The organism is Nocardia huaxiensis, assembly GCF_013744875.1.
GTDB classification, from domain to species: domain Bacteria; phylum Actinomycetota; class Actinomycetes; order Mycobacteriales; family Mycobacteriaceae; genus Nocardia; species Nocardia huaxiensis.
On the sequence record NZ_CP059399.1, the window covers coordinates 1,816,481 to 1,842,112 of the forward strand.

A 25,632-nucleotide genomic window follows, 5' to 3' on the forward strand; every position below is an offset into this window, starting at 1 on the left:
ATGCCTCACCCGCAGTTCTCCAGGGTCACGCTATCCGCTGTGCTTTCGGCGCGCCGGGCAATACCGGGAAATGCGAGGTCGGCGTGTCAGGCGGCGCCGAGTACGACGGCGGAATTGTTGCCGCCCATGCCGAGTGAGACCTTGATGGTGAGCCCGCCCTCGAAAGGCGTTGTGCCGTCGAGCAGATTCGGATGCGCCGGGGCGACGATGGGCGCGGAGGGAATCACGCCGCGTTCGTAGCCGAGTGCGGCCGCCGCGATCTCCACCCCGGCCGAGGCCGCCTGGCAGTGTCCCGCAAGCGGTTTGATGGCGTACAGGTGCGGTCGCCCGTCGAAAATGTGCTCGTGCACCGACAATTCGGCTTCGGTGCACTGGTCGGTGCCGGGGCCGTGGGTGTTGTAGTAGCGCACTTCGTCGGCGGTGACGCCGGAGAAGGTGAGCGCGCGGCGCACGCATTCCAGAATGCGTTCGTGGCCGGGATCCACCGAGATGACGTGGTGGGCGTCATTGGTCATGGCGCCGCCGAGGATTCCGGCATAAGGGTTTTCGGCGTCGCGGGAGACGACGAAGGCCACCGAGGCCTCGCCGAAGCTGAAGCCGCGGCTGCCCTCCTGGAAGGGCCGGGAGGCGTCGAGCGGGTCGGCGTCGACGACGGCCGCGCCCATCCGTTCGAAGTGGTCGATCTGTTCGGGCGCGCAGGACAGGTCGGTGGTCACACAGACGACGTCGTCGGCGAAGCCGCTGTCCAGCCACATCTTGGCGGTGATGAGGGCGGCATTGCCGGAGCTGCACGCGGAGGTGACGTTCATGGCGGGGCCGTGGAAGCCGTTCTCCTGCATGATCATCGAGATCGGGGTGGAGGGCAGCAGCGGCAGGTAGTCGCGGGTGCGGCGGGTCCAGCGTCCGGTGCGGTGCCAGTCGCCCCAGTCGTAGGCGTCGCCGAGCACGATGGCGTGGATGAGGCCGACGGTGCGGCCGGGCTGCCAGCCGCGGTCGCGGGCGTCGGCGACGGCTTCGCGGGTGGCCGAGAGCAGGGCGCGCAGGAATTTGCTTCCGGTCAGGTCGGGGTCGCCGCCCTCGGGAATCAGTGCGGCCCACCAGTCCTGGTCCTGATCGGGGCCGTAGCCGGAATGTAGCCTGGCCGCGGGCTTGCCGCTGAGCAGCCCGTTCCAGAGTGCCTCCCGACCCCAGCCGTACCCGGTGACGGCGCCGATGCCGGTGATCACCGCTCTATTGCGAATTGCGTTTTGCGACATCGTTCTCCAAGAACAGCTGGCCGTACTGGACGGTCTAAGAAGTCATTGTGAACGATCATAGGAACGACCTCGCCGGGTCGCAGCGCACGCGGCGGATCAATGCTGCCGGAAATTCGCGCTGCGACCCTCGCAACGGGGACTCGCAGCTCAGCTGCGACGTGCGAAACGACCCGGATCGGCCTGGTCGCGCGGCTTCACGATGATGGTGTCGAGATTGACGTGCGGCGGCCGCGACGCCACGAAACCGATGATCTCCGCGATGTCCTGGGCCACCAGCGGATCGATCCCGTCGTACACCTTCGCGGCGCGCTCGGCATCACCGTCGAAACGCACCAGCGAGAACTCGGTTTCGACCGCGCCCGGCGCGATCTCGGTGAGCCGCACCGGTTTACCGAGCAGCTCCCCGCGCAGCGTGCGGTGCAGGACGGCCTGCGCGTGCTTGGCCGAGGTGTAGCCGGAACCATTGTCGTAGGCGTGGAAGGCGGCCACCGAGGTGACGGTGACGATCAGCCCGTCCCCGGAGTCGATCAGCTTGGGCAGCAGCTCCTTGGTGACCCGCAGCGTGCCGAGCACATTGGTCTCCCACATCCACCGCCAGTCGTCCAGGTCGGCCTCGGCCACGGTCGCCAATCCCTTTGCTCCACCCGCATTGTTGACCAGCACATCCACCCGCGGCACCGCCGCGGTGAACGCCCGCACCGACTCCTCGTCGGTCACGTCCAGCGGCAGCGCCGTCCCGCCGATCTCCGCCGCCAGCTTCTCCAGCCGCTCGACCCGCCGCGCCCCGACGTACACGTGATACCCCTGCTTGGCCAGTTCCCGGGCAGTGGCCTCCCCGATTCCCGAACTGGCTCCGGTCACGACAGCGGTACGTGTGCTCATGTCCCAGAGCCTAGAACGTGTGAAACGCTGCCCATTAGCCTGGCGGCTATGGCTATTCGTGAGGTTGTCAGTGCGGATGGGACCGGCATCGTCTACCGGGTCAGTGGCCCGGAGGGGGCGCGACCGTTGGTTTTGCTGCACGGGTGGGCCGGAAACCTGCGCAACTGGGGTCGGGCCGAGGAGTTGCTGGCCGAAAAATTCCGGGTGATCGCTGTGGATCTGCGCGGGCACGGCTACTCGGGTGCGCCCGAGACCGGGTATGACGATCCGAAGAACTGGGCCGCCGATGTGGCCGCCGTGCTGGCGGGAGAGGACATCACCTCCGGCGCGGTACTGCTGGGCTGGTCCTACGGCGGCATCGTGCAGACCGACTACATCGCCACCTACGGCAGCGCGGCCGTGTCGGGCCTCGTTTACACCGGATCTCTGGCGGGCATCGGTCCCGGCGTCCCGGGTGCGGGCACCGGGCCGGCCATGCAGAAGGCCATCCCGGATGTGTTCGAGGAGAGCGCGGGCAAGGCCATGCGCGGGTTCGGCGCCTTCGGCAATGCCAATACCGGTCCCGGCCGTGACAAGGGCGGTGACGCGCAGCGGCTGTTCGGCGGCAGCATCGGCACGCTGCCGCGGGTGCGCAAGGCGCTGTTCTACCGGACCGTCGACAACACCGAGACGCTGCGGGCCCTGGATATCCCGGTTTTCGTGATGCACGGCACCGAGGACCCGGTGGTGCCGGTCGAGAACGGCCGCTACATCGCCGAGACCGTGCCGAATGCGCGCACCTCGTACTGGGAGGGCTCGCTGCACGGGCTGTTCATCGAGGATCCGGAGCGCTTCGTCGCCGAGGTCGTGGACTTCGCCGAAAACCTCGGCTGAACCGGGCGGGCGGTTCGGGAACCGCCCGTATTCCCGTTCGAATCATGTTGTGACCAAGCCCACTTGGTGGGGGAACTCATGATGGTCAGGTACCACCGCGCGTGCACACTGGACTGGTGGTGAGTCAACGCAGCGACCTACGGCCCGATCGGATTGCCGTGTTGTCGGTGCATACCTCCCCCCTGGCGCAACCGGGCACCGGCGACGCCGGTGGCATGAACGTCTACGTGCTGCAGACGGCCATCGAGCTGGCGCGGCGCGGCACCCAGGTGGAGATCTTCACCCGCGCCACCTCCTCCGCCGACGAACCCGTCGTGGAAGCCGCGCCCGGCGTGCTGGTGCGGCACGTGGTGGCCGGACCGTTCGAGGGTCTCGACAAGACCGATCTGCCCACCCAGCTGTGCCCGTTCGCGGCCGAGGTGCTGCGCACCGAGGCCCGCCATCCGGTCGGGCACTACGACCTCATCCACTCGCACTACTGGCTGTCCGGACAGGTCGGCTGGCTGGCGCGGGATCGCTGGCGGGTGCCCATGGTGCACACCGCGCACACCCTCGCCGCGGTGAAGAACGCGCACCTGGCCGAGGGTGACACCCCGGAACCGGCCGCCCGTGAGATCGGCGAGAAGCAGATCGTCGCCGAGGCGGATCGCCTCATCGCCAATACCGGCGAGGAGGCTCGCGAACTCGTGCAGCTGTACGGCGCGGACCCCGATCACATCGATGTGGTGCTGCCCGGCGCGGACCTGACCCGCTACCGGCCCGGCGACCGCACCGCCGCCCGGCTCGAACTCGGCCTGCCGCTGGATGAGCGCATTGTCGCCTTCGTCGGCCGCATCCAGCCGCTCAAGGCCCCCGATGTGCTGGTGCGCGCCGCCGCCGAGGTGCTCGCCGAGGAGCCGGACAAGCCGCTGCGCGTGCTCATCGTCGGCGGACCCTCCGGCTCCGGGCTCGAAAGGCCCGACGCCCTCATCGAATTGGCGGCCGAACTCGGCATCGCCGACCGCGTCACCTTCCTGCCGCCGCAGCCGCCGCACAAACTCGTGCAGGTGTACCGCGCCGCCGACCTGGTGGCGGTGCCCAGCTACAACGAATCCTTCGGACTGGTCGCCATCGAGGCGCAGGCCAGCGGCACGCCGGTGCTGGCCGCCGATGTGGGCGGGCTGGGAACGGCTGTGCGCGACGGGGTTTCGGGCCTGCTGGTGCCCGGCCACCGCACCCCCGACTGGGCTGCCGCGCTGCGCTCGCTCATCGACAATCCGGCGCTGCTGCGCGAAATGGGCACGGCCGCCGTCGAACACGCCTCGAACTTCTCCTGGGCGCACACCGCCGACGGCATGCTGGACAGTTACGCCGCCGCCCTGGCCGGGTTCCGTGGCGCCCGCACCCGGCGGAGTAGCGTGCTCACCGACAGCAATCAGGCCAGATCGCGCGCGCTCTGGCGGCGCCGGATGGGAGTGGCACGACTGTGAGTAACCCGGATATGCCCACGTCGACCATGAACGAAACGGCTCTGGCCACGGCCGAATTGATCGATGCGACGCTGCGCGACCGCGAGATCGAATACAGCCGTGAGCGTCCCGACATGTTCGTGGTGGTGCTGCCGGGCGAGCGCAAGCTCAAGACGAATGTCATCGTCACGGTCGGCAATCACGGCGTGCGCATGGAATCGTTCGTGTGCCGCAAGCCGGACGAGAACTTCGAGGGCGTCTACAAATTCATGCTGCGCCGCAATCGCCGGCTGTACGGCGTGGCCTACACCCTCGACAATCTCGGCGACATCTACCTTGTCGGCCGCATGGCCGCGCACTGCGTCACCCCGGACGAACTCGATCGCTGGTTCGGGCAGATCCTCGAGGCCGTGGACGCCGATTTCAATGTGCTGCTGGAAACCGGATTCGCCGAATCCATTCGGAAGGAATGGAAATGGCGGGTCTCACGCGGAGAGTCGCTGAAGAATCTGCGCGCGTTCGAACACCTCGTAGACTCCGCAGATCAGCCCTGAGCCCGGCATGACCGTGCTGGCACTGGATATCGGCGCGACCAAATTCGCTGCCGGAACCGTGGATTCGAATGGCGTCGTCACGAATGTGCGCCGCATCGCCGCCCCGCGCACGGGGGTGTGGGACGCCTGCCGCGAACTAATGCTGACCGTCGCGGACGGGGCCGAGGTGACCGCGGTCGGCATCGGCTCGGCGGGGCCGGTGGACGTGCGCACCGGGACGACGGGGCCGATCAATATCCCCGAATGGGCGCACGGGTTCGAACTCGTGGACGCGGTGGGAAAACTGTTCCCGCAGGCCGATATTCGCTTCGCCATCGACGGCGTCTGCCTGGCTCTGGCCGAACAGCGCTGGGGTGCGGCGCGCGGCATCCCGAGCGTGCTGGCCATGACGGTGTCCTCCGGCATCGGCGGCGGCATCATCTCCGAGGGCCGAGTCGTGGTGGGCCGCACCGGAAATGCCGGGCACATCGGCCACATCATCGTCCCCGGCAATGAAGAACCCTGTGCCTGTGGCGGTTCCGGCTGTGTGGAGGCGGTGGCCAGCGGTCCGTCCTCGGTGCGCTGGGCGCGCCGGCAGGGCTGGACCGGTGACACCGGCGTGGAACTCGCCGCGGCCGCGCAGGCGGGCGACGAGATCGCGGTGGCCGCCCTGCACCGGGCCGGTACCGCGCTCGGCCATGCCATAGCGTCTGCGGCGGCACTGCTCGACACCCATTTCGTGGTGATCGGCGGCGGCTTCGCGCAATCCGGTGAACCGCTGTGGCAGCCGTTGCGTGAGACGGTCGCCCGGCACGCCCGCCTCGCCTTCCTGCGCGAGCTCCGCGTGCTGCCCTCGGAACTGACTGATCAGGCCACCATCATGGGCGCGGGCCTGCTCGTGGGAGGATGACCCCATGACGTACACCCTCGTTTTGCTCCGCCACGGTGAGAGCGAATGGAATGCCCTCAACCTGTTCACCGGCTGGGTGGACGTGCGACTGACCGACAAGGGTGTCGCCGAAGGCAAGCGTGCCGGTGAATTGCTGGCCGAGCAGGGCATTCTGCCGGATATCGTCTACACCTCGCTGCTGCGCCGGGCGATCTCCACCGCGAACAATGCCCTCGATGCCTGCGACCGGCACTGGATTCCGGTCGTGCGGGACTGGCGTCTGAACGAGCGCCACTACGGTGCGCTGCAGGGCAAGAACAAGGCGGAGATCAAGGACGAGTACGGCGACGAGCAGTTCATGCTGTGGCGCCGCAGCTACGACACCCCGCCGCCGCCGATCGCCGACGGCGACGAGTACAGCCAGGAGGGCGACCCGCGCTACGCCGGCATCGACGTGCCGAAGACGGAGTGCCTCAAGGACGTCGTGGCCCGCATGGTGCCGTACTGGGAGGACACCATCTCCCAGGACGTTCGCGCTGGTAAGACCGTTCTCGTTGCCGCGCACGGCAATTCGCTGCGGGCGCTGGTGAAGCACCTGGAGAACATCTCCGACGAGGACATCGCCGGGCTGAACATCCCCACCGGCATTCCGCTGAAGTACGAGCTGGACGAGAACCTGCGTCCGCTCGGCCCGGGCGTGTACCTGGACCCGGAGGCCGCGGCCGCCGGCGCCGCCGCCGTCGCGAATCAGGGCGGCAAGTAACTCGTAACACCAAACGCGCTGTGGCCGAATTATTCGGCTACAGCGCGTTTTTCGTATTCCTGAGAGATTTGCCTGTCATTATGAAATGACAATGGCTGTGATCTGCATCTCACTACGGTTCCGTAAGGTATTTCTGCGCAATCCTATTCGAATTTGCCGAACAATTGCCCCTTAAAAGCAGTATCTGTAACCGGGGTTTGCAACTTACTGCGGAGTAGATATGCTCTGGACGTTCGACCATTTTCGAGAGGTGGATCACGTTCGATGAGGAACGCTCTACGGGCCACACTGGCCGCCGGCGTCGCCGCGCTGCTCGTGCCCTTGACCGGCATCACAGCCGACGCGGGTCCCACCGCGGGCACCCCTGACGGCGGGGCCGCGGGCGCGGCCTGGACCGCCACCCAGGACGGGGCCCAGCAATACCCGAATGTCTTCATCGAATGGGACGTGCCCATCACGATGAGCGACGGCACCGTCCTCAAGGGCAATGTGTACCACCCGGCCGATGCCGCCGGACGGCCCATCACCGAGCCGACTCCGACCGTCATCAACCTCACCCCGTACACGAAACTTGTTTCGAACGTGGCGGATTCGGCCTTCGCGATCCCCGGCCTGGGCGACGCGCTGCTGAATCTGTTCCAGAGCATCAACCTCACGGGCACCCCGATCTCCGGTTTCGGCGAACTGCTGAACGCGGCGGGCAACGGCGAACTCCGCAACTTCTCCGTCGACCGCCAGCTCATCAAGTCCGGCTACACGCAGGTCGTCGTGGACGTGCGCGGCACCGGCTTCTCGCAGGGCCAGTGGGACATGCTGCGCCAGCGCGAGCAGCAGGACACCGTCGAGGTCATCGACTGGGCGTCCAAGCAGGGCTGGTCCAACGGCCGCATCGGCATGAACGGCCTGTCCTACAGCGCCATCAACCAGGTGCAGGCCGCCGAGAAGCGGCCGCCCGCGCTGCAGGCCATCTTCCCGGTGGTGCCCGGCAGCGACCTGGTCGACGATGTGCTCGCGCCCGGCGGCGGCTTCGGCTTCAACTTCATCCCGCTGTGGCTGGCCGCCATCAACGGCACCAAGCTGCTGCCGGATCTGACCGCCATCGCGCAGGGCAGGTTCGACTTCACGTGGTTGCAGGATCGCGTCGCCGACCCGTTCACCTACATGGACGTGCTCATGGCCGCCTACACCACCACCGATATGGCCAATGCCGATCCGCGGCTGAAGGATCTGTTCAACGAACTGTCCGCGGCGCGGCAGGGCTGGCTGGGCGATCCGAGCCGGATCCAGGTGCCGACCTTCGTCGTCGGCGGCTGGCACGACCTGTTCACCTACTCGGAATCGCAGATCTACAACGAGATTCCGCTGCCCGCCGGGCAGAAGCAGCTGCTCATGGGCAACACGTACCACATCACCTCGGGCGCCGACGTGAACAAGCCCGGCGCCCCGCCGCGGCTGGACGTGCTGCAGCGCGCCTGGTTCGACAAGTGGCTCAAGGGCATCGACAACGGCATCGACGGCTACGGTCCGGTGACCCTCAAGCAGCAGGGCGGCGGCTGGGCCACCATGAACGGATTCGGTGACTCCGCACCGGTTTCCGAGGCCGCCGAACACCGGCGCATGTACCTGTCGGCGCAGCGCAGCGGCACCGCCAACAGCGTCTACGACGGCTCGCTCACCGGCGACGCCAATGGCGACGACGCGCGGCTGACGGTCTCGCCCGGCCTGACCACACTGTGCTCCAATGACGCGGCCCAGGGCACGGCGGGCTTCCTGAACCTGATCGACCTGTGCGCCAAGGACTCTCGCGTCGCCGAGACCAATGCGCTCACCTTCACCAGTGCCCCGGTGCTGGAGGCGACCACCATCTCGGGTCCGATCGCGGTGCACCTCGAGACCGTTCAGGACGCCGAGGACGGCTACTGGACCGTCACCGTGAACGACGTTGCGCCCGACGGCACGTCGACCGTGCTGTCCTCGGGTCAGCTGCTGGCCTCGCTGCGGGCCATCGACGAGTCCGAGAGCAGTCGCTCCGCCAACGGCGACTACACCGACCCGCGCTCCTACACCTCCACCGAGCGGGCGCTGCCCGTGGTGCCGGGTGAGGTCACCACGCTCGACATCGCCGTCAGCGCAACGGAAGCCGTGCTGCAGCCGGGCCACCGCCTGCGGGTGGACGTCTTCGCGGGCAACTTCCCGAAGGGCCTGCCCATCCTCCCCATGCTCCTCGACACGGGTCTGAAGCCGCAGCACGTGCAACTGGATCCGAACCGTCCGAGCTTCGTGAATATCCCGGTCCGCGGAAACTCCGGTTGGTGATTCCGCCCCATCGGGAATGAAATCCCCGGATGTGCCCAATGTCGTGCACATCCGGGGTTTCTCTTTTGTGCACTTTCATGAATTCCGGCCGGAACTGTCCCAGACTGTTCCGGGCTGTCCTAGGTTCGGAATGTTCTCTGTCCGAGATAGGAAAGTGGTTGGAGCACAATGCGTCTCCTGTTGAGATCTCTCGTTGCCGTCACGGCGGCGATCGCGCTCACCCAGTTCGTCGCTCCGGCATCGACCGCCGCGGAATCGACCGGGCCTGACGGCGGCGCGGCCGGCGCACAATGGACCGCGGCGGAAGACGGTCCACAGACCTATCCCAACGTGTACATCGAATGGGACGTGCCGATCACCATGAGTGACGGCACGGTATTGAAGGCCAATGTCTACCACCCGGCCGATGCCGCGGGGCGGCCCATCGCCGACCCCACGCCGACCATCGTGAACTTCACGCCGTACACCAAACTCGGCTCGATGATCGCGGATTCGATGCTCTCGATTCCCGGACTGTCGGACATGGTCGTGCAGCTGTTCCGGAACATCGACCTCACCGGAACGCCGATCTCCGGGCTCACCGATCTCACCAAGGCGCTCGGCGGCGGATTGCTGCGCACCTTCACCGTGGACCGGCAGCTCATCAAGTCCGGGTACACGCAGGTCGTCGTCGACGTGCGCGGAACCGGCTTCTCCCAAGGGATCTGGGACGTGCTCGGCCCCCGCGAACAGCTCGACACCGTGGAAACCATCGACTGGGCGTCCCGCCAGTCCTGGTCCACCGGCGATATCGGCCTGACCGGCATCTCCTACTCCGGCCTCAACCAGTTGCAGGCCGCCGCGAAGAACCCGCCGGCCCTGCAGGCCATCTTCCCGGTTGTGCCCAGCCGCAACCCTTTCCGCGATCTGGTAGCGCCCGGCGGCGCTGTCGGCGTCACCTTCATGCCCATGTGGCTGGCCGCGGTGAACGGCGGAAAACTCGTGCCCGATATGACCGCCCTGCTCCAGGGCCGCTTCGACATGGCCTGGCTCGCAAGCCGTCTGGCCGACCCGTTCACCTTCGTCGACGCCCTGCTGGAGATCTTCCTGCAACCGGACATCGACCAGCTCAGCCCGAAGGTACGCCAGCTCCTCGACTCCGGCGGCGACCTGCGCCGGTCCTGGGAGACCGATCCCGCCCAGATCACCGTGCCCACCTTCATCACCGGCGGCTGGCACGACGTCTTCGTCGCCTCCCAGGCCGACGTCTACCGCCGCCTCGCCGTGCCGCCCGGCCAGAAGCAGATCCTGATCGGCGACGGCTACCACATCTCCAACGGCAACGAATCCGGCCGCCCCGGTCAGCCCCCGCGCATGGACGTCCTGCAGCGCGCCTGGTTCGACAAGTGGCTCAAGGGCATCGACAACGGCATCGACACCTACGGCCCCGTCACCATGAAGGAGCAGGGCGGCGCGTGGATCACGGCCTCCGGCTTCCCCGACGAGGACGCCATCGAGCACCAGCGCATGTATCTGTCGCCCGTCTCCAGCGGCACCGGCGGGCACAGCGTCCACGATGGCTCCCTGTTCACCGCCCCCAGCGAGTGGCCCGAAACCCTCACCGTCGCACCGGGTCTCACCGGTCTGTGCTCCCGTGACGCCGCCCAGGAAACCATCGGCATAGTTTCGGTCATCGACGCCTGCGGCAAGGACTCCCGCATCTGGGAATCCAACGGCCTCACCTTCACCAGCGCCCCGGTCGGCTCGGCGACCACCATCTCCGGCCCAATAGCCGTGCACCTCAACACCGTTCACGACACCGCCGACGGCTACTGGGTCGCCACGGTCAACGACGTGGCCCCCGACGGCACCTCGGTCACCCTGTCCTCCGGCCAGCTCGTCGCCTCCCTGCGCGCGATCGACGAATCCCGCAGCACTCGTTCCCCCAACGGCGACTACACCGACCCCGTCCCCGACCTGTCCCTGGACACCCGGCAGCGCACCGAGCCGGGAGTCCCTGTCACCCTGGACATCTCGATCGCCGGCGTGGACGCCGTCCTCCAACCGGGCCACCGCCTCCGCGTGGACGTCTACGCCGGCAACTTCCCCAAGGGCCTCCCACCCCTGGCCATCCTCCTGGACAGCGGCCTCCGCCCCCAGCACCTGCTCCTCGACCCCGCCGAACCCAGCTACGTGAACATCCCGCTGCGCGGGAATCCCGGCTGGTGAACCGGCGGTATTGATCCGGCGGCTATCCAATCCTTATCGACGGCCGCGACCATGGTCTGCCTGGTTCGGGAGATGTGTGGTGGAGATCGAGCTGTGAGCAGTGACGAGGATGCGACGTTCGCGGGTTACCACCTCGAGCGTCGCATCGGCAGTGGCGGCATGGGCACCGTGTACGTGGCACGGCACCCACGCCTGCCACGCCTGGACGCGGTGAAGATTATGGCGGACCGGCACAGTGGTGATGCCGGGTTCCGCGCCCGATTCCTGAGGGAGGCCGAATTCGCCACGCGGGTACAGCATCCGAATCTGGTGCCCGTCTACGACCGCGGCGAATACGACGGCCGATTGTGGATCTCGATGCCGTATGTGAACGGTGTCGACCTGGCACGGGTGATCGACCGCCATCCCGCGGGGCTCGGCGTCGACCGCGCCGTGCGGATCCTCACCGAGACGGCGGCGGGACTCGACGAGGTCCATCGATCCGGACTGTTGCACCGCGATGTGAAACCAGCCAATATCCTGCTGGCCGAACAGGCCGACGGCACCGACCGGGTCCACGTATCCGATTTCGGAATTGCGCGCCCCACAGACGATTCCACCACCCTCACCGGTTCTGGCGGGCCGACCGGAACGCTGGCGTACGCGGCCCCGGAGCAGATCAGCGGGGGACCGATCGATCGACGCGCGGACGTATACGCGCTGGGCTGCACGCTTTTTCAGATGCTGACCGGCAGTGTGCCCTTCCCGGACGGAGGTCCGGCCGCGGTCATGTACGCCCACCTGTACCAGCCGCCGCCGCGCCCGTCCGCGCGTAATGCCTTGGTGCCGAGCTGTTTCGATTCCGTGATCGCCACCGCGCTGGCCAAGAGCCCCGCGGATCGGTACCCGAGTTGCGGTGCGCTCGCGGCGGCCGCGCACCGCGCCGCGACGGGTGCGGACGTGTCGCCTCGGGCAGGGCGGGCTCGGCGTGGGCGCCGGATGGTTCTCGCCGGGGCCATTGCCGCAGCGCTCGCCGTCACCGTGGCGGCGACGGTGTACGCGATACGCACCGAGACGCCGGGCGGCGTGGACGCCGGACGAATCCCCCGAACCGACATCGCCGAACCGGCGCACTGGGGCAAGTACGGATATATCGCCGAGACCTTTCCGGCCCTGTTGCCGCCCAGCCCGATCAGTGCCGGATACCAGAACATCACGGCGTGCTCGCCGGAGGACGACACCGACCGTGAGCTCGCACTCGACGACGAAGTCGCCGTCGGAACCCTGTTCTGCCTGGGCGATCTCGATCCGGTGCACTCGGTGGAGGTGACCTGCCGCGCCGACCGGCAGCCCATCGAACCCGAACGATCTTTCGCCACCGTGGAGGGTGACGCTGTGTGGACCAGGCCCTCCGGCTCGGGGCATCTGTTCTGGGGCACCCACCTCTACACCCACTCCGGAACCTATCTCGACGGAAAGGTGTGGGGGGAACTCGACGTCTACTTCGACGACGCGAATCGCAACTTCTGCCGGATCCATGTGGTGGGTATCGGGCCGACCGGAGCCGCGCTGCGGGATCGGTGGTGGAACGATGCGCCGATCTGACCCATCCGGTCGCGGCGTTCGTCGTCGCGATGCCGTGATATCCAGGGCGGCAGTCATATTCGCGGTCGCTGTGGCAGCGCTGGCCGCCACGGGCTGCACTGTTGCCGGACATCCCGGGCCGGTGCGTGTGGACGCCATCGCATTGGACACGGGCGCCTACGGCACGGACCCGCTCGCGGCGCCGACCGGCAGCGAACGCTACGGGCGGTTGCTGGAATCGGTCCGGATGGGCGAGGCGATGCTGGACCCGGTCGACGCGGATTCGGCGCTGACCCATTCGACCGGCGGTTTCACCCTCACGGTGGTGCCCACCCCGGCGAAGGCGACCGCCATGCTCTCCTCGGCAGTACGAGAAGTGCTGGAGCGCAATGGATTGCTGGCGGGTGCGGCGGTCGGCGGCAGCGACAAGGAGTGCGGAAGGCGGGGGCCGGTCGCCGGAGAGTCGCGCGTGCTGACCGTGCTGGCGCTGCGCTTCCCCGACACCGATTCCGCGGCACGCGCCGCCCGCGAGATCGACTCCGCCGACGCTGCCGTGAGTGCCGAGAACGTTGCCGTGACGATACCGGACTACCCTGCCGCACAGGCACATTGGCGGCCGCAGGTGCCCACGCTCGCCGCGACCCTCGCGCACGGGCCGTTCGTCGTCAGCGTCCTCGCCGGGCACACCGCCACCGATCTCACCGTTTTGACCGCCCTGGCGCGTACGGCATTCGGACTACAGCTGCCCCTGCTGGACGCCTTCGACCCCACCCCGCGCGACCGGATCGCGACACTGCCACTGGATCCCGAGGGCATGTTGCGGCTCATGGTGCCGGAAGCCCCGGCGCGCTGGCCGTATCCCGGCGCGACATCGCTGACCGGGCGGCAGGAAGCGGGCTGGTACAACGCCACCCACGCCACGGGCATGACGTGGGGACCGCGCGCCACCGGACTGATCACCGGTCGCAGACAGGACGGGCCCGAGCGTCTGGCCTTCAACGGCTACAACATGCTGACCCGATTCCCGGACGCGGTAGCGGCCCGCAGGAATCACGCGGCGGGCCTCGACCGCGGTCTGCGGGAGGTTCCGGCTCCCACCGGACTGCCCGATACGCGCTGCCTCGAGGAAATCCAGCCCACCGGCCTGGGAAACAACAGGTACGAGTGCTGGGTCCTGTACGGCCGCTACCGGGCCGTCGTCATCGGCCGTGACCTGGCCAATGTGCGGCAGCGCACTACGGCCCAGTACGCCCTGCTCGTGAACGGTTATGACCTGTGATATCCGGAAGCCTCACCCCCGGAACGATATTCGCCGGATATCGAATCGAGCGCGTGCTGGGCAGTGGCGGCATGGGCGCGGTGTATCTGGCGGCGCATCCCCGGCTGCCGCGCCGCGACGCGCTGAAGGTGCTGCCCGCCCGGCACGGCGACGATCCCGGATTCCGGGCCCGATTCCTCCGTGAGGCCGAACTGGCGACCCGCCTGGACCATCCGAATATCGTCGCCGTGCGCGACCGGGGCGTCGAAGACGGTTGCCTCTGGATCACCATGCAATTCGTCGACGGCATGGACGCCGCCGAGCTGCTGGGCGGACACCCGAACGGGCTGCCCGTTCCCACGGCGCTGCACATCGTCGCCGAAACCGCCTGCGGCCTGGACGAAGCCCACCGCGCCGGGTTGCTGCACCGCGATGTCAAACCCGGCAATATTCTGCTCGAGCCGCAATCCGCCGGTCCGGATCGCGTCTATGTCACCGACTTCGGGATCGCCCGGGCCACGCGGGAGGACACCAGGCTCACCGAGACCGGGACGGTGCTGGCGACGCTCGCCTACGCCGCCCCCGAGCAGATCGCGGCCTCTGCCACCCTCGACCACCGGGTGGATGTGTACGCCCTCGGCGCCACGCTCTACGAATTGCTCACCGGCCGTAAGCCTTTCCCCCGCCCGACAGCCGCCGCCGTCATGCACGCGCACTTGTGCGAGCCCGCACCGCGCGTGACCGAACACGCACCCCACCTCCCGTCCGCCATCGACGAGGTGATCGGCCGGGCGATGGCGAAGCGGCCCGAGGATCGCTATCCGACCTGCGGTGACCTCGTCGCGGCCGTGCGGGCGGCGATGCACGGGCAGGTCTTGCCGCCGTTGCCCGCGATGCGGCCGTCCGGCCGGAACCGGCGGGCGGGGTGGCGTATCGGTATCGCCGGGACCGTCGTGGCCATGGCCGCCGGAGCGGGTGTCGTTGCGCTGCAGAACTACTCGGAGGACGAGACCGGTGCGGCCCAGGGCATGCCGAATGCCACGACCACACCGGCATCGCCGGCGCCGAGCCCGGGTGGTGGCGGGATCGGCTGGGGCGGATATCAATTCGTGGTCGACGCACTGCCATCGCTCTTGCCGGCGACCCCGATGACCAGCGGTCACCAGGGCATCCGCTGCATCCCGGTCGACGCGGACCTGCGTCAGATCGCGATCTCCGCCGCCACCGGCTCGGAAGTCCGTCTGCACTGCAGGGGAAACAAGGATCCGCTGGACTGGATGCTCTTGAGCTGCAATGCGAATCGGTACCCCCGGTCCATGCCGCAGTACGCCGATGTCACGGTGCAGGGTGACGAGCGGTGGGAGCGCTCGTCCGGTCGCGGCCGGGTGGTGTGGGGCACCGCCCCGAGCCCCGCCGGCACCTCGGGCGTTCTGGACGTTCTATTCGATGATCCCGCACGGAACTTCTGTCTGTTGAACGTCTACGGCGGCACCGAGGGGCAGATCCTCGCTGACCGATGGTGGCGCGATGCGCCGCTCTGACCCGCCGCGGGTCGGCTCGCTGTTCGCCGGTTATCTCATCGAACGCGAATTGCACGGCGACCGAACAGGTTCGGTCTACATCGCCCGCCATCCGAGACTGCCCCGGCTGGACGTGCTCGAGGTGCTGTCGGACGCACACAGCGCCGACCCCGGGTATCGCGCACGGTTCATTCGCGAAACCGAATCCACCGCTCGCCTCAACCATCCGAATATCCGCGCCGTCCACGATCGCGGGATCGAGGACGGACGGCTGTGGATCACCATGCAGTTCGTCGACGGCACCGATGCCGGACAGCTGTGCGCGCACGCACCGCTGCCGCTCGCCCGCGCCCTGCACATCGTGGACCAGGCCGCTCGTGGGCTCGACGAGGCCCACCGGGCGGGCATCGTGCACCGCGGATTGCGGCCGGGCGCCATCCTCGTCGAGGCCAGGACCGGTCGACCGGACCGAATCCTGGTCACGGACTTCGGTATCGGACGATCCATGGGCGATCGGTCCGATCCGGCCGGCCTCACTTCGGCGCCGACCGGCCTCGCCTGCACGGCCCCTGAGCAATTGGCGTCCGCGGAGGTGGACCACCGCGCCGATATCTACGCGCTCGGCTGTGTCCTCTACCAATTGCTCACGGGCGCACCGCCGTTCCCGCGCCCGACCCCGGTCGCGGTTGTCAACGCACACCTGCACACGCCGCCGCCCCGGGCGACCACCGCCAATCCCGAACTCCCACCCGCCATCGACGCCGTGATCGCTCGAGCCATGGCGAAGAATCCGGAGGATCGATACCTCAGCTGCGGTGAGCTGGCGGCCGCCGCTACGGTCGCGCTCGGCGGTCTAGACGTGGATGGCCTTGTGCCACAAGATCTGCCGGACCTGTCGACATCGGCAACCCACCCGGGCATTGCCCTGGCGGAGGATCGCGCACCCCGCAGGAGCCGACCTCGGCTGGGGGTCGTGCTCGGTGCCGGGGTCGTGATTGCCGTGCTGGCCGCGTCGGCCCTCATCGCGTTCGACGATGACGCACCCGGCACCGTGGCTCAGCCCGCCACTTCTCCCGCGGTCGCACCCACGACCGCGGGCAAATCGTGGGCAGCTACACCTACATCGTGCAAGCCTTTCCGGATCTGCTGCCCGCGACGCAGAACGACTCCGGCTATCAGGGACTGCGCTGCGCGGCCGTCGACGTGAAGGGAACACCCGCCGACCTGACCGCACCCGCGACCGGAGACAATCGACTGTCCTGCACCGGAAACCGGGATCCGCTGAACCTGCTCGTCGTGGCCTGCAATGCCGATCGCACGCCCCGGGATCCCTTCTCGATGTTCCCGAACACGACCGTCGCCGGTGACGACCTCTGGGAACGATCAGGCCGCAAGGGCCGGATCGTCTGGGGTGAACGACCCGGCCCCGCCGGAACCACCTTCGGTTCGATCGCGGTCGTATTCACCGGGGCCGAGCGCGAGTTCTGCCAATTCGTTGTCGAGGGTGCTGCTTCGGGTCAGGAACTCATGGACCGATGGTGGCGGGACGCGCCGATCTGAATCTCACTCCCCGTCGGGTACGGCGAAGGCATTCTCCAGGGGCGGGAACACGGCGCGGGCGTCGTGACCCGCGAACCAGAGGCCGACCACGAAGGCCGACGTGGCCTCGAGGTAGCGCGCCTGGGCGAGGCCGCCCGCCCGAATCGGCTGCAGCTTCAGGTCTTCGGCCAGGGTCGCGACCCGGTCCACGGCGGCCGGGTCGTCGCCGCAGAGCGGGACCGCCAGGGGGCGGCCGTCGAAGTCGCGGTCTGCCGACTCCCACACTTCGGCCGCGCACAGATTGAAGGCCTTCACCACCTGGGAACCGGGGGCCATGGTGGAGATGCGTTCGGCGACAGCGGGTTCGGTGAGGGTGAAGCCGGTGCTGCCCGGCGCGAAGCTGTCGGGGGAGTAGGCGTTGGTGCAGTCGATGACCGTGCGGCCGGTGAGGTGCGCACCCAGCTCGCGCAGGACTTCGGTGAGGGCGAGGACCGGAAGGGCGAGCAGCACAACCTCACCGAATGCCGCTGCCTCCGCGATGGAGACCGCCCGCACTTCCGCTCCTAGCGCAGCAGGTCGCCCGGCGGCTCCGGTGATGTGTGCGGCTGCGCCGGCCGCCTGCTCCGGATCGCGCGCCCCGATGGCGATGTCGTGGCCTGCTGCCGCCCAGCCGGTGCCGAGGGCGCGGGCCATACTCCCGGCTCCGATGATTCCGATTCGCATGATGAACTCCTTGGTCGCAGTGACGGATTCGACGCTAGGAATTCCGATGGGCACCTGCGGGTGCGTAATGGCGCTGGCAGGGTGGAGGGGTGACGGTTGAAGCGGGGCCGGTGGAGTTCGCGCCGTATGGGGAGTACGAGTCGGATTGTCCGGCGCGGCTGGCGGTGGATCTGTTCTCGAATTCGTGGCTGATGGTGATCGCGTACACGCTGCGGGACGGGCCCATGCGGCCGGTGGAGTTGCGGCGGACCATCGGGGGGATCAGTCAGAAGATGTTGACGCAGACGCTGCGGCGGATGGAGCGGATGGGGTTGCTGGAACATCGCCGGTTCGCGGAGGCGCCGCCCCGGGTGGAATACGGACTGACCTCGGCGGGGCGGGATCTGCTGGTCCCGATCTTCGCGCTGGGGGAGTGGGCGGATCGGCACGGGGACAGCGTGCGGGCCGCGCTGTACGGGGAGCCGGAGGAGTGAGGGGCAGCCGGCCGCGGTGGTTGCCGCGCAGAAGCTGGCGCGCTGCCGGTTTGTGGCCGAACAATGCGTAAACAGCGGGCCAACGGGCGGGGAAGCCGCTGTGACCTGCGCGAAACTTAATGCACCCGGGGTTTGACAGCGGGTCGGCGACCGTACGATTCAAAGTGTGAGCGTTCCACAGGCCGTGCTGTTGGCAGTCCTGGCGGCCGTCGTAGGACTGGCTGTCGGCGGATTGCTCATTCCGTATGTCAATGCCAGGCAGGAGCGGTTGCGGGCCGCCGCCGACTCCGGGCTGACCATGTCGCAGGTGCTCGATCTCATCGTGCTGGCCTCCGAGAGCGGCATCGCCGTGGTGGACCAGTACCGCGATGTCGTGCTGGTGAACCCGCGGGCCGAAGAGCTGGGCATCGTGCACGATCGGTTGCTGGACGAACGCGCGTGGGCGGCCGTCGAACAGGTGCTGGCCACCGGCGTCGACGTCGAGTTCGAGCTGACCGCCAAGATCCCGCTGCCCGGCCGGGCGCGGCTGGCGGTTCGCGGGGTCGCCCGGCCGCTGTCGCAGGAGAACCCGAATTTCGTGGTGCTCTTCGCCGACGACGACTCCGAGCAGGCCCGCATGGAGGCCACCCGGCGCGACTTCGTGGCCAATGTCAGCCACGAACTCAAGACTCCGGTCGGCGCCATGAGCCTGTTGGCCGAGGCGTTGCTGGAATCCGCGGACGACCCGGATTCGGTGCGGCACTTCGGTGAGCGCCTGCACGGCGAAGCCCGCCGCATGGGCAAGATGGTCACCGAGCTGATCGCGCTGTCGCGACTGCAGGGCGCGGAGAAGCTGCCCGAACTCGAGGCCGTCGACGTGGACAGCGTCGTCACCCAGGCCCTGGAGCGCTCCCGCAATGTGGCCGAGGCCGCCGGCATCACCGTCAGCACCGACTCCGCCAGCGGACTCGAGGTGCTCGGCGATCAGACCCTGCTGGTGACCGCGCTGTCGAACCTGGTCGAGAACGCCATCGCGTATTCGTCCAAGGGGTCGCATGTCTCGGTGAGCCGGTCGCTGCGCGGCGGGTACGTGAACATCGCCGTCACCGACCGCGGCATCGGCATCGCCAAGGAAGACCAGGAACGCGTCTTCGAGAGATTCTTCCGGGCCGACAAGGCGCGCTCGCGCGCCACCGGCGGTACCGGGCTCGGGCTGGCTATCGTCAAGCACGTGGCCGCCAACCACAACGGTGAGATCACCCTGTGGAGCAAGATGGGCACCGGGTCCACGTTCACGCTGCGCATCCCGGCCCACCCCGCCGACCTCAACGGTGCGGCGGACAAGAGGCTTTCCGCCGGTACTGCGGCGGCGAAGAAGGAAACCGGCCCGCGCCCCCTCGGGCGGGCCAGAACCAATGGTGTGGAGGCAACCCGATGACGAGTGTGCTGATCGTCGAGGACGAGGAGTCGCTGGCCGATCCGCTCGCGTTCCTGCTGCGCAAGGAGGGGTTCGAGGTCACCGTGGTCGGTGACGGGCCTTCGGCGCTGGCGGAATTCGATCGCTCCGGCGCGGACATCGTGCTGCTCGACCTCATGCTGCCCGGCATGAGCGGCACCGACGTGTGCAAACAGCTGCGCGCCCGCGGCAGCGTCCCGGTCATCATGGTGACGGCGCGCGACAGCGAGATCGACAAGGTGGTCGGCCTGGAACTGGGCGCCGACGACTACGTCACCAAGCCGTACTCCTCGCGCGAGCTCATCGCGCGCATCCGCGCGGTGCTGCGCCGCGGCGCGGGCGACGAGCCCGACAGCAATGGCGAGACCAGCGTGCTGGAGGCCGGGCCCGTCCGCATGGATGTGGACCGGCACACGGTGCAGGTGAACGGCAAGGTGGTCACGTTGCCGCTCAAGGAGTTCGACCTGCTCGAGTACCTGCTGCGCAACTCCGGTCGCGTGCTCACCCGCGGGCAGCTCATCGACCGCGTCTGGGGCGCCGACTACGTGGGCGACACCAAGACCCTGGACGTGCACGTCAAGCGCCTGCGCTCCAAGATCGAAGCCGACCCGGCCAAGCCGGAGCACCTGGTGACGGTCCGCGGCCTGGGCTACAAGCTCGAGGCCTGAGAAGCCGGAAATCGATCGAGCCCGCTGCGTCCGACGCAGCGGGCTCGATCGGTCTGGCCTGCCGAATTCACAATGTGTGCAAGTGATTTCGTAGGGGAAGGGCGCTACGCGTTGGGGTCGGTCTCGCCGGTGTAGACCCACGCCTTGCCGAGGGCGGGCAGCTCGGTCTGGTTGAGCTTGATCCAGCCCAGGGAGTCGTTCTGCATGCAGTCGTAGTAGGCGACGTCCGCGCCGTTGCCGCGGCAGGCGATGGTGCGGCCGGTGCCGTAGGGGCTGACGATGATGAGCTTGCCCTGATCCTTGGCCTGCAGCACGTTCAGGTCGTTGTACGGCACGAACTGAGCGGTCACATCCGAGAACTTGGCCGGGTCGGCCGGGTCGGCGCCGGCCAGCGGAGCGAGAGCGAGAACGGCGCCGGCGGCCACGGCGGCGACCGCGAAGGTTTTCTTGATCATGGCCCGGGTTTCTAACACGCTCCGGTGAACCCGCAATAGCGCAGGGGTGTCGGGCGTACTTCCGGTTACTCACCGGGCGAGGTCAGCGGCCGGGAAGTCACGCGAAACCGCCTTTTGCGCAGAATGATTCGAATACCGCATGACCGGATTCGAATTCACCTGCTGTACATCTCGATTCGCGTCACTGTCCCGGCCGCGGTCTCACCTGCTGCTACCGCTGAACAGTCCGCGCAGCAGACCGCTGCCGCTGCTGCTGCCGGACCCGCTGCCCGATCCGCTGCTGCCGGAACCGCCGGTGCTCGGGCTGGTGGTGGCCGGGGCGGTCGTCTCCGGCGTGGTGGTGGGCACGGTCGTCGGCGGTGTCGTGGTGGGCGGGGTGGTCGGGTTCGTGGTCGGCGGGTTCGAATCGTCGGTCACGGTCACCACGATCGACTTGGTGCTGTCGCCCTGCGCGGCGGTGAGGATGTGCTGCCCGGCGGAACGCGGCGTCCAGTCCAGGCTGGCGTGCCCGACCGGCCACGGGACCTTGCCCACCGGCGTGAGGCTTTCCCCGTTGTCGCTCCAGTAGACGAGCAGCCCGACCGACGCGCCGCTGAGATCGGCGCTGAGCGTGTAGGTCTGGCCGACCTTGTAGTCGGCGGCGCCGGTGACGGTGACGGCGTCGACGGTCGCGCTCGCGGTCGGCGAGGTCGCGATCACGACGGCGGTCGCACCGGCGACGGTCAGACCGGCGAGACCGGCCCCGATCCGGCGGCCGGACTTGGTGATGCGCATGGTTTTCCTGTACTCCTGCTATGACTTTCGGAGAGCCCCCGAGAAGTTGGTCAGTCGCACAGTAAGTGAGCAATAGTCTGAAATTATTGGTTTTCAGAAAGTTACCGGCGGGTCGCTAACTCTTCGCGGCCTTGGCCTCCGCGATCGCCGTCGCCGGATGCACCGCCACGATGCCCAGGCCCGCCCGGCGCTTGCAGTGCCGCGCGAGTTCGTCGTAGGCCGGCTGCCCGATCAACTCGATCAACTCCGGTGCGTACGCCTGCCAGACCGGCCGCGTTCCCACATGCGCGTCCGGCGAGCCGGTGCAGTACCAGTTCAGATCCAGACCGCCCGGACCCCAGCCGCGCCGGTCGTATTCGCCGATGGCCGTGCGCAGGATCTCCACCCCGTCCGGCCGGTCCACCCACTCCTGGGTCCGCCGGATCGGCAGCTGCCAGCACACTTCCGGCTTCACCGTCAGCGGCTCCAGACCCTTGCGCAGGGCCATGGTGTGCAGCGCACAGCCGATGCCGCCCTCGAACCCGGGCCGGTTCAGGAAGATGCACGCCCCGTCCACGCGGCGGGTGCGCAGCGCGGGTTCGTCGTCGAGGTCGTCCTCTTCCAGGTACAGCTTCTTGCGGACCCGGCCCTGGTCGTCGGTGGCCTGGTCCATGAGGTGCCAGTCCTCGGCTGTGAGCATTTTCACAGCCTTGTGCAGCTTCTTGCCGTCCTCGGCGTCGGAGAGGAACGCGCCGTGCGAGCAGCAGCCGTCGTTCTCGCGGCCCTCGATGATGCCCTGGCACGCCGGGGTGCCGAAGACGCAGGTCCAGCGCGACAGCAGCCAGGTCATATCCGCCGCGATCAAATGCTCGTCATTTGCTGGATCCACGAATTCGATCCATTCGCGGGGGAAGTCGAGGTCTACCTCGGGGGCCGGGTCGATCTTCGTCGCTGGTCGAAGCCCGGTCGGACCACTCGCCGATGCACCTGCCGTCACAACGCGGAACGCTAACAGCTCAGTCGCCTGGCCTGAAGTCTCGACGCACCCAGTACCTTGTTCTATGTGCGGCTCGGTGTACTCGATGTGGGAAGCAATACCGTCCACCTGCTCGTGGTGGACGCGCATCGTGGTGGCCACCCGATGCCCATGAGCTCGACGAAGGCCGCGCTGCGCCTGTCGGAGAACATGGACGACCACGGCCGGATCACGCCCGCGGGCGAGACCAGACTGATCGCGACTGTGTCCGAATTCGCAAGTATCGCAAAGACATCCGGATGCGTGGAATTGATGGCCTTCGCCACCTCCGCGCTGCGCGAGGCCCGCAATTCCGAGCAGGTGCTGACGCGGGTGCGCGCGGAAACCGGGGTGAACCTGCAGGTGCTGTCCGGCACCGACGAGGCCGCCAGCACCTTTCTCGCGGTGCGCCGCTGGTACGGCTGGAGCGCGGGCCGCATTCTCAATCTGGATATCGGCGGCGGTTCGCTCGAGATGAGCAATGGCGCCGACGAGGTGCCGGATGTGGCGCTGTCGCTGCAACTGGGCGCGGGCCGGCTCACCCGGGACTGGCTCAAGCACGATCCGCCGGGCAAGCGCCGGGTGGCGGTGCTGCGCGACTGGCTCGACGCCGAGCTGGTGGTGCCGTCCAAGCAACTGCTGGAAGCGGGCAGACCGGACCTCGCGGTGGGCACCTCCAAAACCTTCCGGTCGCTTGCCCGATTGACCGGTGCGGCCCCCTCGGTTGCGGGCCCGCGAGTTCGGCGTACTCTCACCAGTTCCGGCCTGCGGCAGTTGATCGCGTTCATCTCGCGTATGACGGCCGCCGACCGTGCAGAATTGGAAGGCGTGAGTTCCGATCGGTCGCAGCAACTGGTGGCCGGCGCGCTCGTCGCGGAGGCGAGTATGCGGGCATTGTCCCTGGACACGCTCGAAATCTGTCCGTGGGCACTGCGGGAGGGATTGATCCTGCGAAAACTTGATACCGACCTGGACAGCGAACCGTTGGCGGGTCGTCCCGATGGGGACGGTCTGCCGGGACCGATCGAAACGGTGTCTCGATGACCGAGGATGCGAATCAGCTTTCCGTCGCCGAACTACTGGCGCGCAATGGGCAACAGGGCGCGCCGTCCGGCGGCGGAGGGCGGAGAAGACGTAGTGGCCGTGGCGTTTCCGTCGCGGAGCTCTCCGGAGAGATTCCGGCGGTGCGTGCGGGCGGTTCGTCCCACGCGGCCCCGGACGACGACCCGGCCGAGTCCGCACCCGAACCTGCTCCCGCCGAAACGGACTTTTCAAACTTTTCGAACTTCTCGAATTATTCTGATTACTCGAACTTTTCGGATTACTCGGGCTATTCCGCTCCCTCCGCCGAACCGCAGCCGGACTACTCCGGTTACTCGGTACCCGCCCCGGAGCCTTCGTATTCCCCCCTCTCCGGCCCGATTTCGTACTACGACCCGGAACGCGCCGAACCGCAGTCCCTACAGCAGGGCGGCTACGGTTCCGCCGGAGTCGACTGGCCGCCCACCGAAACACCGCCCTCCGGCCGTCGGGCGCGCAATGGTCACGCCGACCCGCTCGACGCCTACTCCGATCCGCTCAATGGCCGTGTCGATCCGCTGGGCGGCTCGAATCCCCTGAACGGGCACGCGGATCCGCTCAACGGCTACGCGAACCCTCTGGCGCCCTCGACGCCGTCGCGCGGCGGACGACGCCGCAAGCCCGATCCGCTCGACTCGGACCTGCCGCTCGGCGAACTGGACGGCACCGCCGCCCCCGCCCCCGCACCCACCGAGGGCGGCCGCCGGCGCCGCCGCTTCGATCCGGACGACGAGACCACCGAGGTGCGCCCCTTCCGCGGTGACGCCACCCGCGCGCCGCTCGACGGCCCCGCCTGGTCGCCCGCCCCGGAAGCCGAACCGCTACCGGGCAATTCGCGCAATGGTTACGGCGACCTCGCCCCGACGCAGGCCGCCCCCGCGACCCCGCTGTCGCGCTCGGCCCGCCGGCACGCCGAGGCCCAGCGCGAGGAGGACGAACAGCAGGCCCGTCTGCACGAGGAACTGCGCCGCGAGGCGAATCGCCCTGCGGGACAGCCCTGGAACGGCAGCCCCGCGCCGCAGGACGATCGTGCCGCGCGCGATCTCGACGCGGCCGAGGATTGGCGTGGCAAGCCGTCGGTGCGTGAGATCCCGGGCTGGCGTTCCGGCACCAAGTCGCGGCGCGACCGGCACGGCGACGAACAGCCGCAGCATGGCGAGACCCGCGGCTGGCAGGGCCAGGACGAACCGCAGCCGGGTCCGGCGGGCGGCCGCCGGACCGAGGCCCCGGAGCGGCCCGCGCCGAACGGCCGCGCCGAGGCCAAGGCCGCCGGCCTGCCCGCGTGGTCCGCGCGAAGACGTCAGTCGCCCGCACCCGAGCCTGCCGCCGACCGCGCGGATCAGGCGGCGGTGCCGACCGCGGCGTGGTCTCTGGCACAGCAGGATCAGCAGCTGCTGTCCGGCGAGACGGTTGCCGGTGATCTGCTACGCGATGCGCGCGAACGGGAAGACGAACGCACCGAACACGAGTCGCGACGGGGTGGCAAACGGCGGGCCGGTGGTTCGCGACGGCGCGGGGCCGCGACGGCGCACCCCGATCCCGACGAGCATCTGACCGATGTGTACGAACCGGTCGATGATTACGACGAACTCGACGATGATCACGACGGTCACGAAACCTCCCTGGCCGGAAGGCTTTCCGCGGTAGCCACGCGGGCCGCGCGCCGCACGCGCGGCGCCACCGCGAAATCCGGGCGCCGCCTTTCCGAGGACGACGAGAATCGCCGGCAGTGGATGATTCTGGGCGGCCAGAGCGCGGGCGCCGCAATCGCGGGCATGTTGCTGTTCAAGGGTTTCGAACGCATGTGGGAATTGCTCCCATGGGTTGCCCTGGCTCTGGCGATGATCGTGATTCTCGGGCTCGTCGCGCTCGTTCGCGTATTGCGGCGCACCGACGACATATTCAGCACTGTGATTGCCGTCGTCGTGGGCGTCTTTGTCACGCTCGGACCGCTAGCCTTTCTACTCAGTACGAACTGAGCA

At 68.2% G+C, this 25,632-nt stretch carries 23 protein-coding genes; 17 read left to right on the forward strand and 6 right to left on the reverse strand.

The window, feature by feature from the left end; translation table 11 throughout:
* Positions 1-86: 86 nt before the first annotated feature.
* Positions 87-1,256, reverse strand: a complete 1,170-nt coding sequence (locus H0264_RS08225) for a beta-ketoacyl synthase N-terminal-like domain-containing protein (protein WP_181583414.1) — start codon at positions 1,254-1,256, stop codon at positions 87-89.
* A 147-nt stretch (positions 1,257-1,403) separates the two neighbouring features.
* Positions 1,404-2,138, reverse strand: coding sequence for an SDR family NAD(P)-dependent oxidoreductase (locus tag H0264_RS08230; protein ID WP_181583415.1), 735 nt, complete (start codon positions 2,136-2,138; stop codon positions 1,404-1,406).
* 48 nt (positions 2,139-2,186) lie between these two features.
* Here H0264_RS08230 and H0264_RS08235 point away from each other — a divergent pair, with 48 nt between their 5' ends.
* The 12 genes from H0264_RS08235 (at position 2,187) to H0264_RS08290 (ending at position 17,069) form a co-directional block, all read left to right on the forward strand.
* Entirely contained in the window at positions 2,187-3,011 is an 825-nt protein-coding gene (locus H0264_RS08235) for an alpha/beta fold hydrolase (RefSeq protein ID WP_181583416.1), read from the forward strand.
* Between the two features lie 119 nt (positions 3,012-3,130).
* The gene (gene mshA / locus H0264_RS08240; RefSeq protein WP_420832084.1) at positions 3,131-4,480 is read left to right on the forward strand and encodes a D-inositol-3-phosphate glycosyltransferase; all 1,350 of its coding nucleotides are present in this window, start codon (positions 3,131-3,133) and stop codon (positions 4,478-4,480) included.
* Positions 4,481-4,506: 26 nt separating this feature from the next.
* The gene (locus H0264_RS08245; RefSeq protein WP_181585370.1) at positions 4,507-5,013 is read left to right on the forward strand and encodes a type III secretion system chaperone family protein; all 507 of its coding nucleotides are present in this window, start codon (positions 4,507-4,509) and stop codon (positions 5,011-5,013) included.
* Positions 5,014-5,020: 7 nt separating this feature from the next.
* Positions 5,021-5,902: an ROK family protein gene (locus H0264_RS08250; protein ID WP_181583418.1), complete on the forward strand. Its 882-nt coding sequence runs from the start codon at positions 5,021-5,023 to the stop codon at positions 5,900-5,902.
* Between the two features lie 4 nt (positions 5,903-5,906).
* Positions 5,907-6,644: a phosphoglyceromutase gene (locus H0264_RS08255; protein WP_181583419.1), complete on the forward strand. Its 738-nt coding sequence runs from the start codon at positions 5,907-5,909 to the stop codon at positions 6,642-6,644.
* A gap of 264 nt (positions 6,645-6,908) precedes the next feature.
* Entirely contained in the window at positions 6,909-8,960 is a 2,052-nt protein-coding gene (locus H0264_RS08260; protein ID WP_181583420.1) for a CocE/NonD family hydrolase, read from the forward strand.
* A gap of 168 nt (positions 8,961-9,128) precedes the next feature.
* Positions 9,129-11,168: a CocE/NonD family hydrolase gene (locus tag H0264_RS08265; protein WP_181583421.1), complete on the forward strand. Its 2,040-nt coding sequence runs from the start codon at positions 9,129-9,131 to the stop codon at positions 11,166-11,168.
* 93 nt (positions 11,169-11,261) lie between these two features.
* Positions 11,262-12,752, forward strand: a complete 1,491-nt coding sequence (locus tag H0264_RS08270) for a serine/threonine-protein kinase (protein ID WP_244976135.1) — start codon at positions 11,262-11,264, stop codon at positions 12,750-12,752.
* A gap of 70 nt (positions 12,753-12,822) precedes the next feature.
* Positions 12,823-14,010: a DUF7373 family lipoprotein gene (locus H0264_RS08275; protein ID WP_181583423.1), complete on the forward strand. Its 1,188-nt coding sequence runs from the start codon at positions 12,823-12,825 to the stop codon at positions 14,008-14,010.
* Positions 14,007-15,530 (forward strand): serine/threonine-protein kinase, encoded by a 1,524-nt coding sequence (locus H0264_RS08280; RefSeq protein WP_244976136.1) that lies wholly within the window; start codon positions 14,007-14,009, stop codon positions 15,528-15,530. The genes H0264_RS08275 and H0264_RS08280 overlap by 4 nt, the downstream gene beginning before the upstream one ends.
* Complete coding sequence (locus H0264_RS08285; RefSeq protein WP_181583424.1) at positions 15,517-16,716, forward strand: serine/threonine-protein kinase; 1,200 nt, start codon at positions 15,517-15,519, stop codon at positions 16,714-16,716. The genes H0264_RS08280 and H0264_RS08285 overlap by 14 nt, the downstream gene beginning before the upstream one ends.
* Positions 16,635-17,069, forward strand: coding sequence for a hypothetical protein (locus H0264_RS08290; protein ID WP_181583425.1), 435 nt, complete (start codon positions 16,635-16,637; stop codon positions 17,067-17,069). The genes H0264_RS08285 and H0264_RS08290 overlap by 82 nt, the downstream gene beginning before the upstream one ends.
* Positions 17,070-17,072: 3 nt before the next feature.
* On the opposite strand, the gene H0264_RS08295 is transcribed toward H0264_RS08290, so the two are convergent.
* On the reverse strand, positions 17,073-17,771 hold the full coding sequence (locus H0264_RS08295; protein ID WP_181583426.1) for an NADPH-dependent F420 reductase: 699 nt from the start codon (positions 17,769-17,771) through the stop codon (positions 17,073-17,075).
* Between the two features lie 89 nt (positions 17,772-17,860).
* Here H0264_RS08295 and H0264_RS08300 point away from each other — a divergent pair, with 89 nt between their 5' ends.
* From H0264_RS08300 to H0264_RS08310, 3 genes are all read left to right on the forward strand, one after another.
* Positions 17,861-18,244: a winged helix-turn-helix transcriptional regulator gene (locus H0264_RS08300; protein ID WP_244976137.1), complete on the forward strand. Its 384-nt coding sequence runs from the start codon at positions 17,861-17,863 to the stop codon at positions 18,242-18,244.
* Positions 18,245-18,410: 166 nt separating this feature from the next.
* A complete protein-coding gene (locus tag H0264_RS08305; protein ID WP_181583427.1) occupies positions 18,411-19,661 on the forward strand; it encodes a sensor histidine kinase in 1,251 nt (416 codons plus the stop codon).
* Positions 19,658-20,347: a response regulator transcription factor gene (locus H0264_RS08310; RefSeq protein ID WP_181583428.1), complete on the forward strand. Its 690-nt coding sequence runs from the start codon at positions 19,658-19,660 to the stop codon at positions 20,345-20,347. The genes H0264_RS08305 and H0264_RS08310 overlap by 4 nt, the downstream gene beginning before the upstream one ends.
* Positions 20,348-20,451: 104 nt before the next feature.
* On the opposite strand, the gene H0264_RS08315 is transcribed toward H0264_RS08310, so the two are convergent.
* From H0264_RS08315 to H0264_RS08325, 3 genes are all read right to left on the reverse strand, one after another.
* Positions 20,452-20,802 (reverse strand): hypothetical protein, encoded by a 351-nt coding sequence (locus tag H0264_RS08315; protein WP_181583429.1) that lies wholly within the window; start codon positions 20,800-20,802, stop codon positions 20,452-20,454.
* Positions 20,803-21,003: 201 nt separating this feature from the next.
* A complete protein-coding gene (locus H0264_RS08320) occupies positions 21,004-21,576 on the reverse strand; it encodes a hypothetical protein (RefSeq protein WP_181583430.1) in 573 nt (190 codons plus the stop codon).
* 115 nt (positions 21,577-21,691) lie between these two features.
* Positions 21,692-22,498 (reverse strand): DUF3109 family protein, encoded by an 807-nt coding sequence (locus H0264_RS08325; protein ID WP_181585373.1) that lies wholly within the window; start codon positions 22,496-22,498, stop codon positions 21,692-21,694.
* Positions 22,499-22,618: 120 nt separating this feature from the next.
* On the opposite strand from H0264_RS08325, the gene H0264_RS08330 reads away from it, so the two are divergent.
* Both H0264_RS08330 and H0264_RS39440 read left to right on the forward strand, forming a co-directional pair.
* Entirely contained in the window at positions 22,619-23,614 is a 996-nt protein-coding gene (locus H0264_RS08330) for a Ppx/GppA family phosphatase (RefSeq protein ID WP_231083515.1), read from the forward strand.
* On the forward strand, positions 23,611-25,629 hold the full coding sequence (locus H0264_RS39440) for a hypothetical protein (protein ID WP_181583431.1): 2,019 nt from the start codon (positions 23,611-23,613) through the stop codon (positions 25,627-25,629). Before H0264_RS08330 ends, H0264_RS39440 begins: the two co-directional genes overlap by 4 nt.
* The last annotated feature ends 3 nt before the right edge of the window (positions 25,630-25,632 follow it).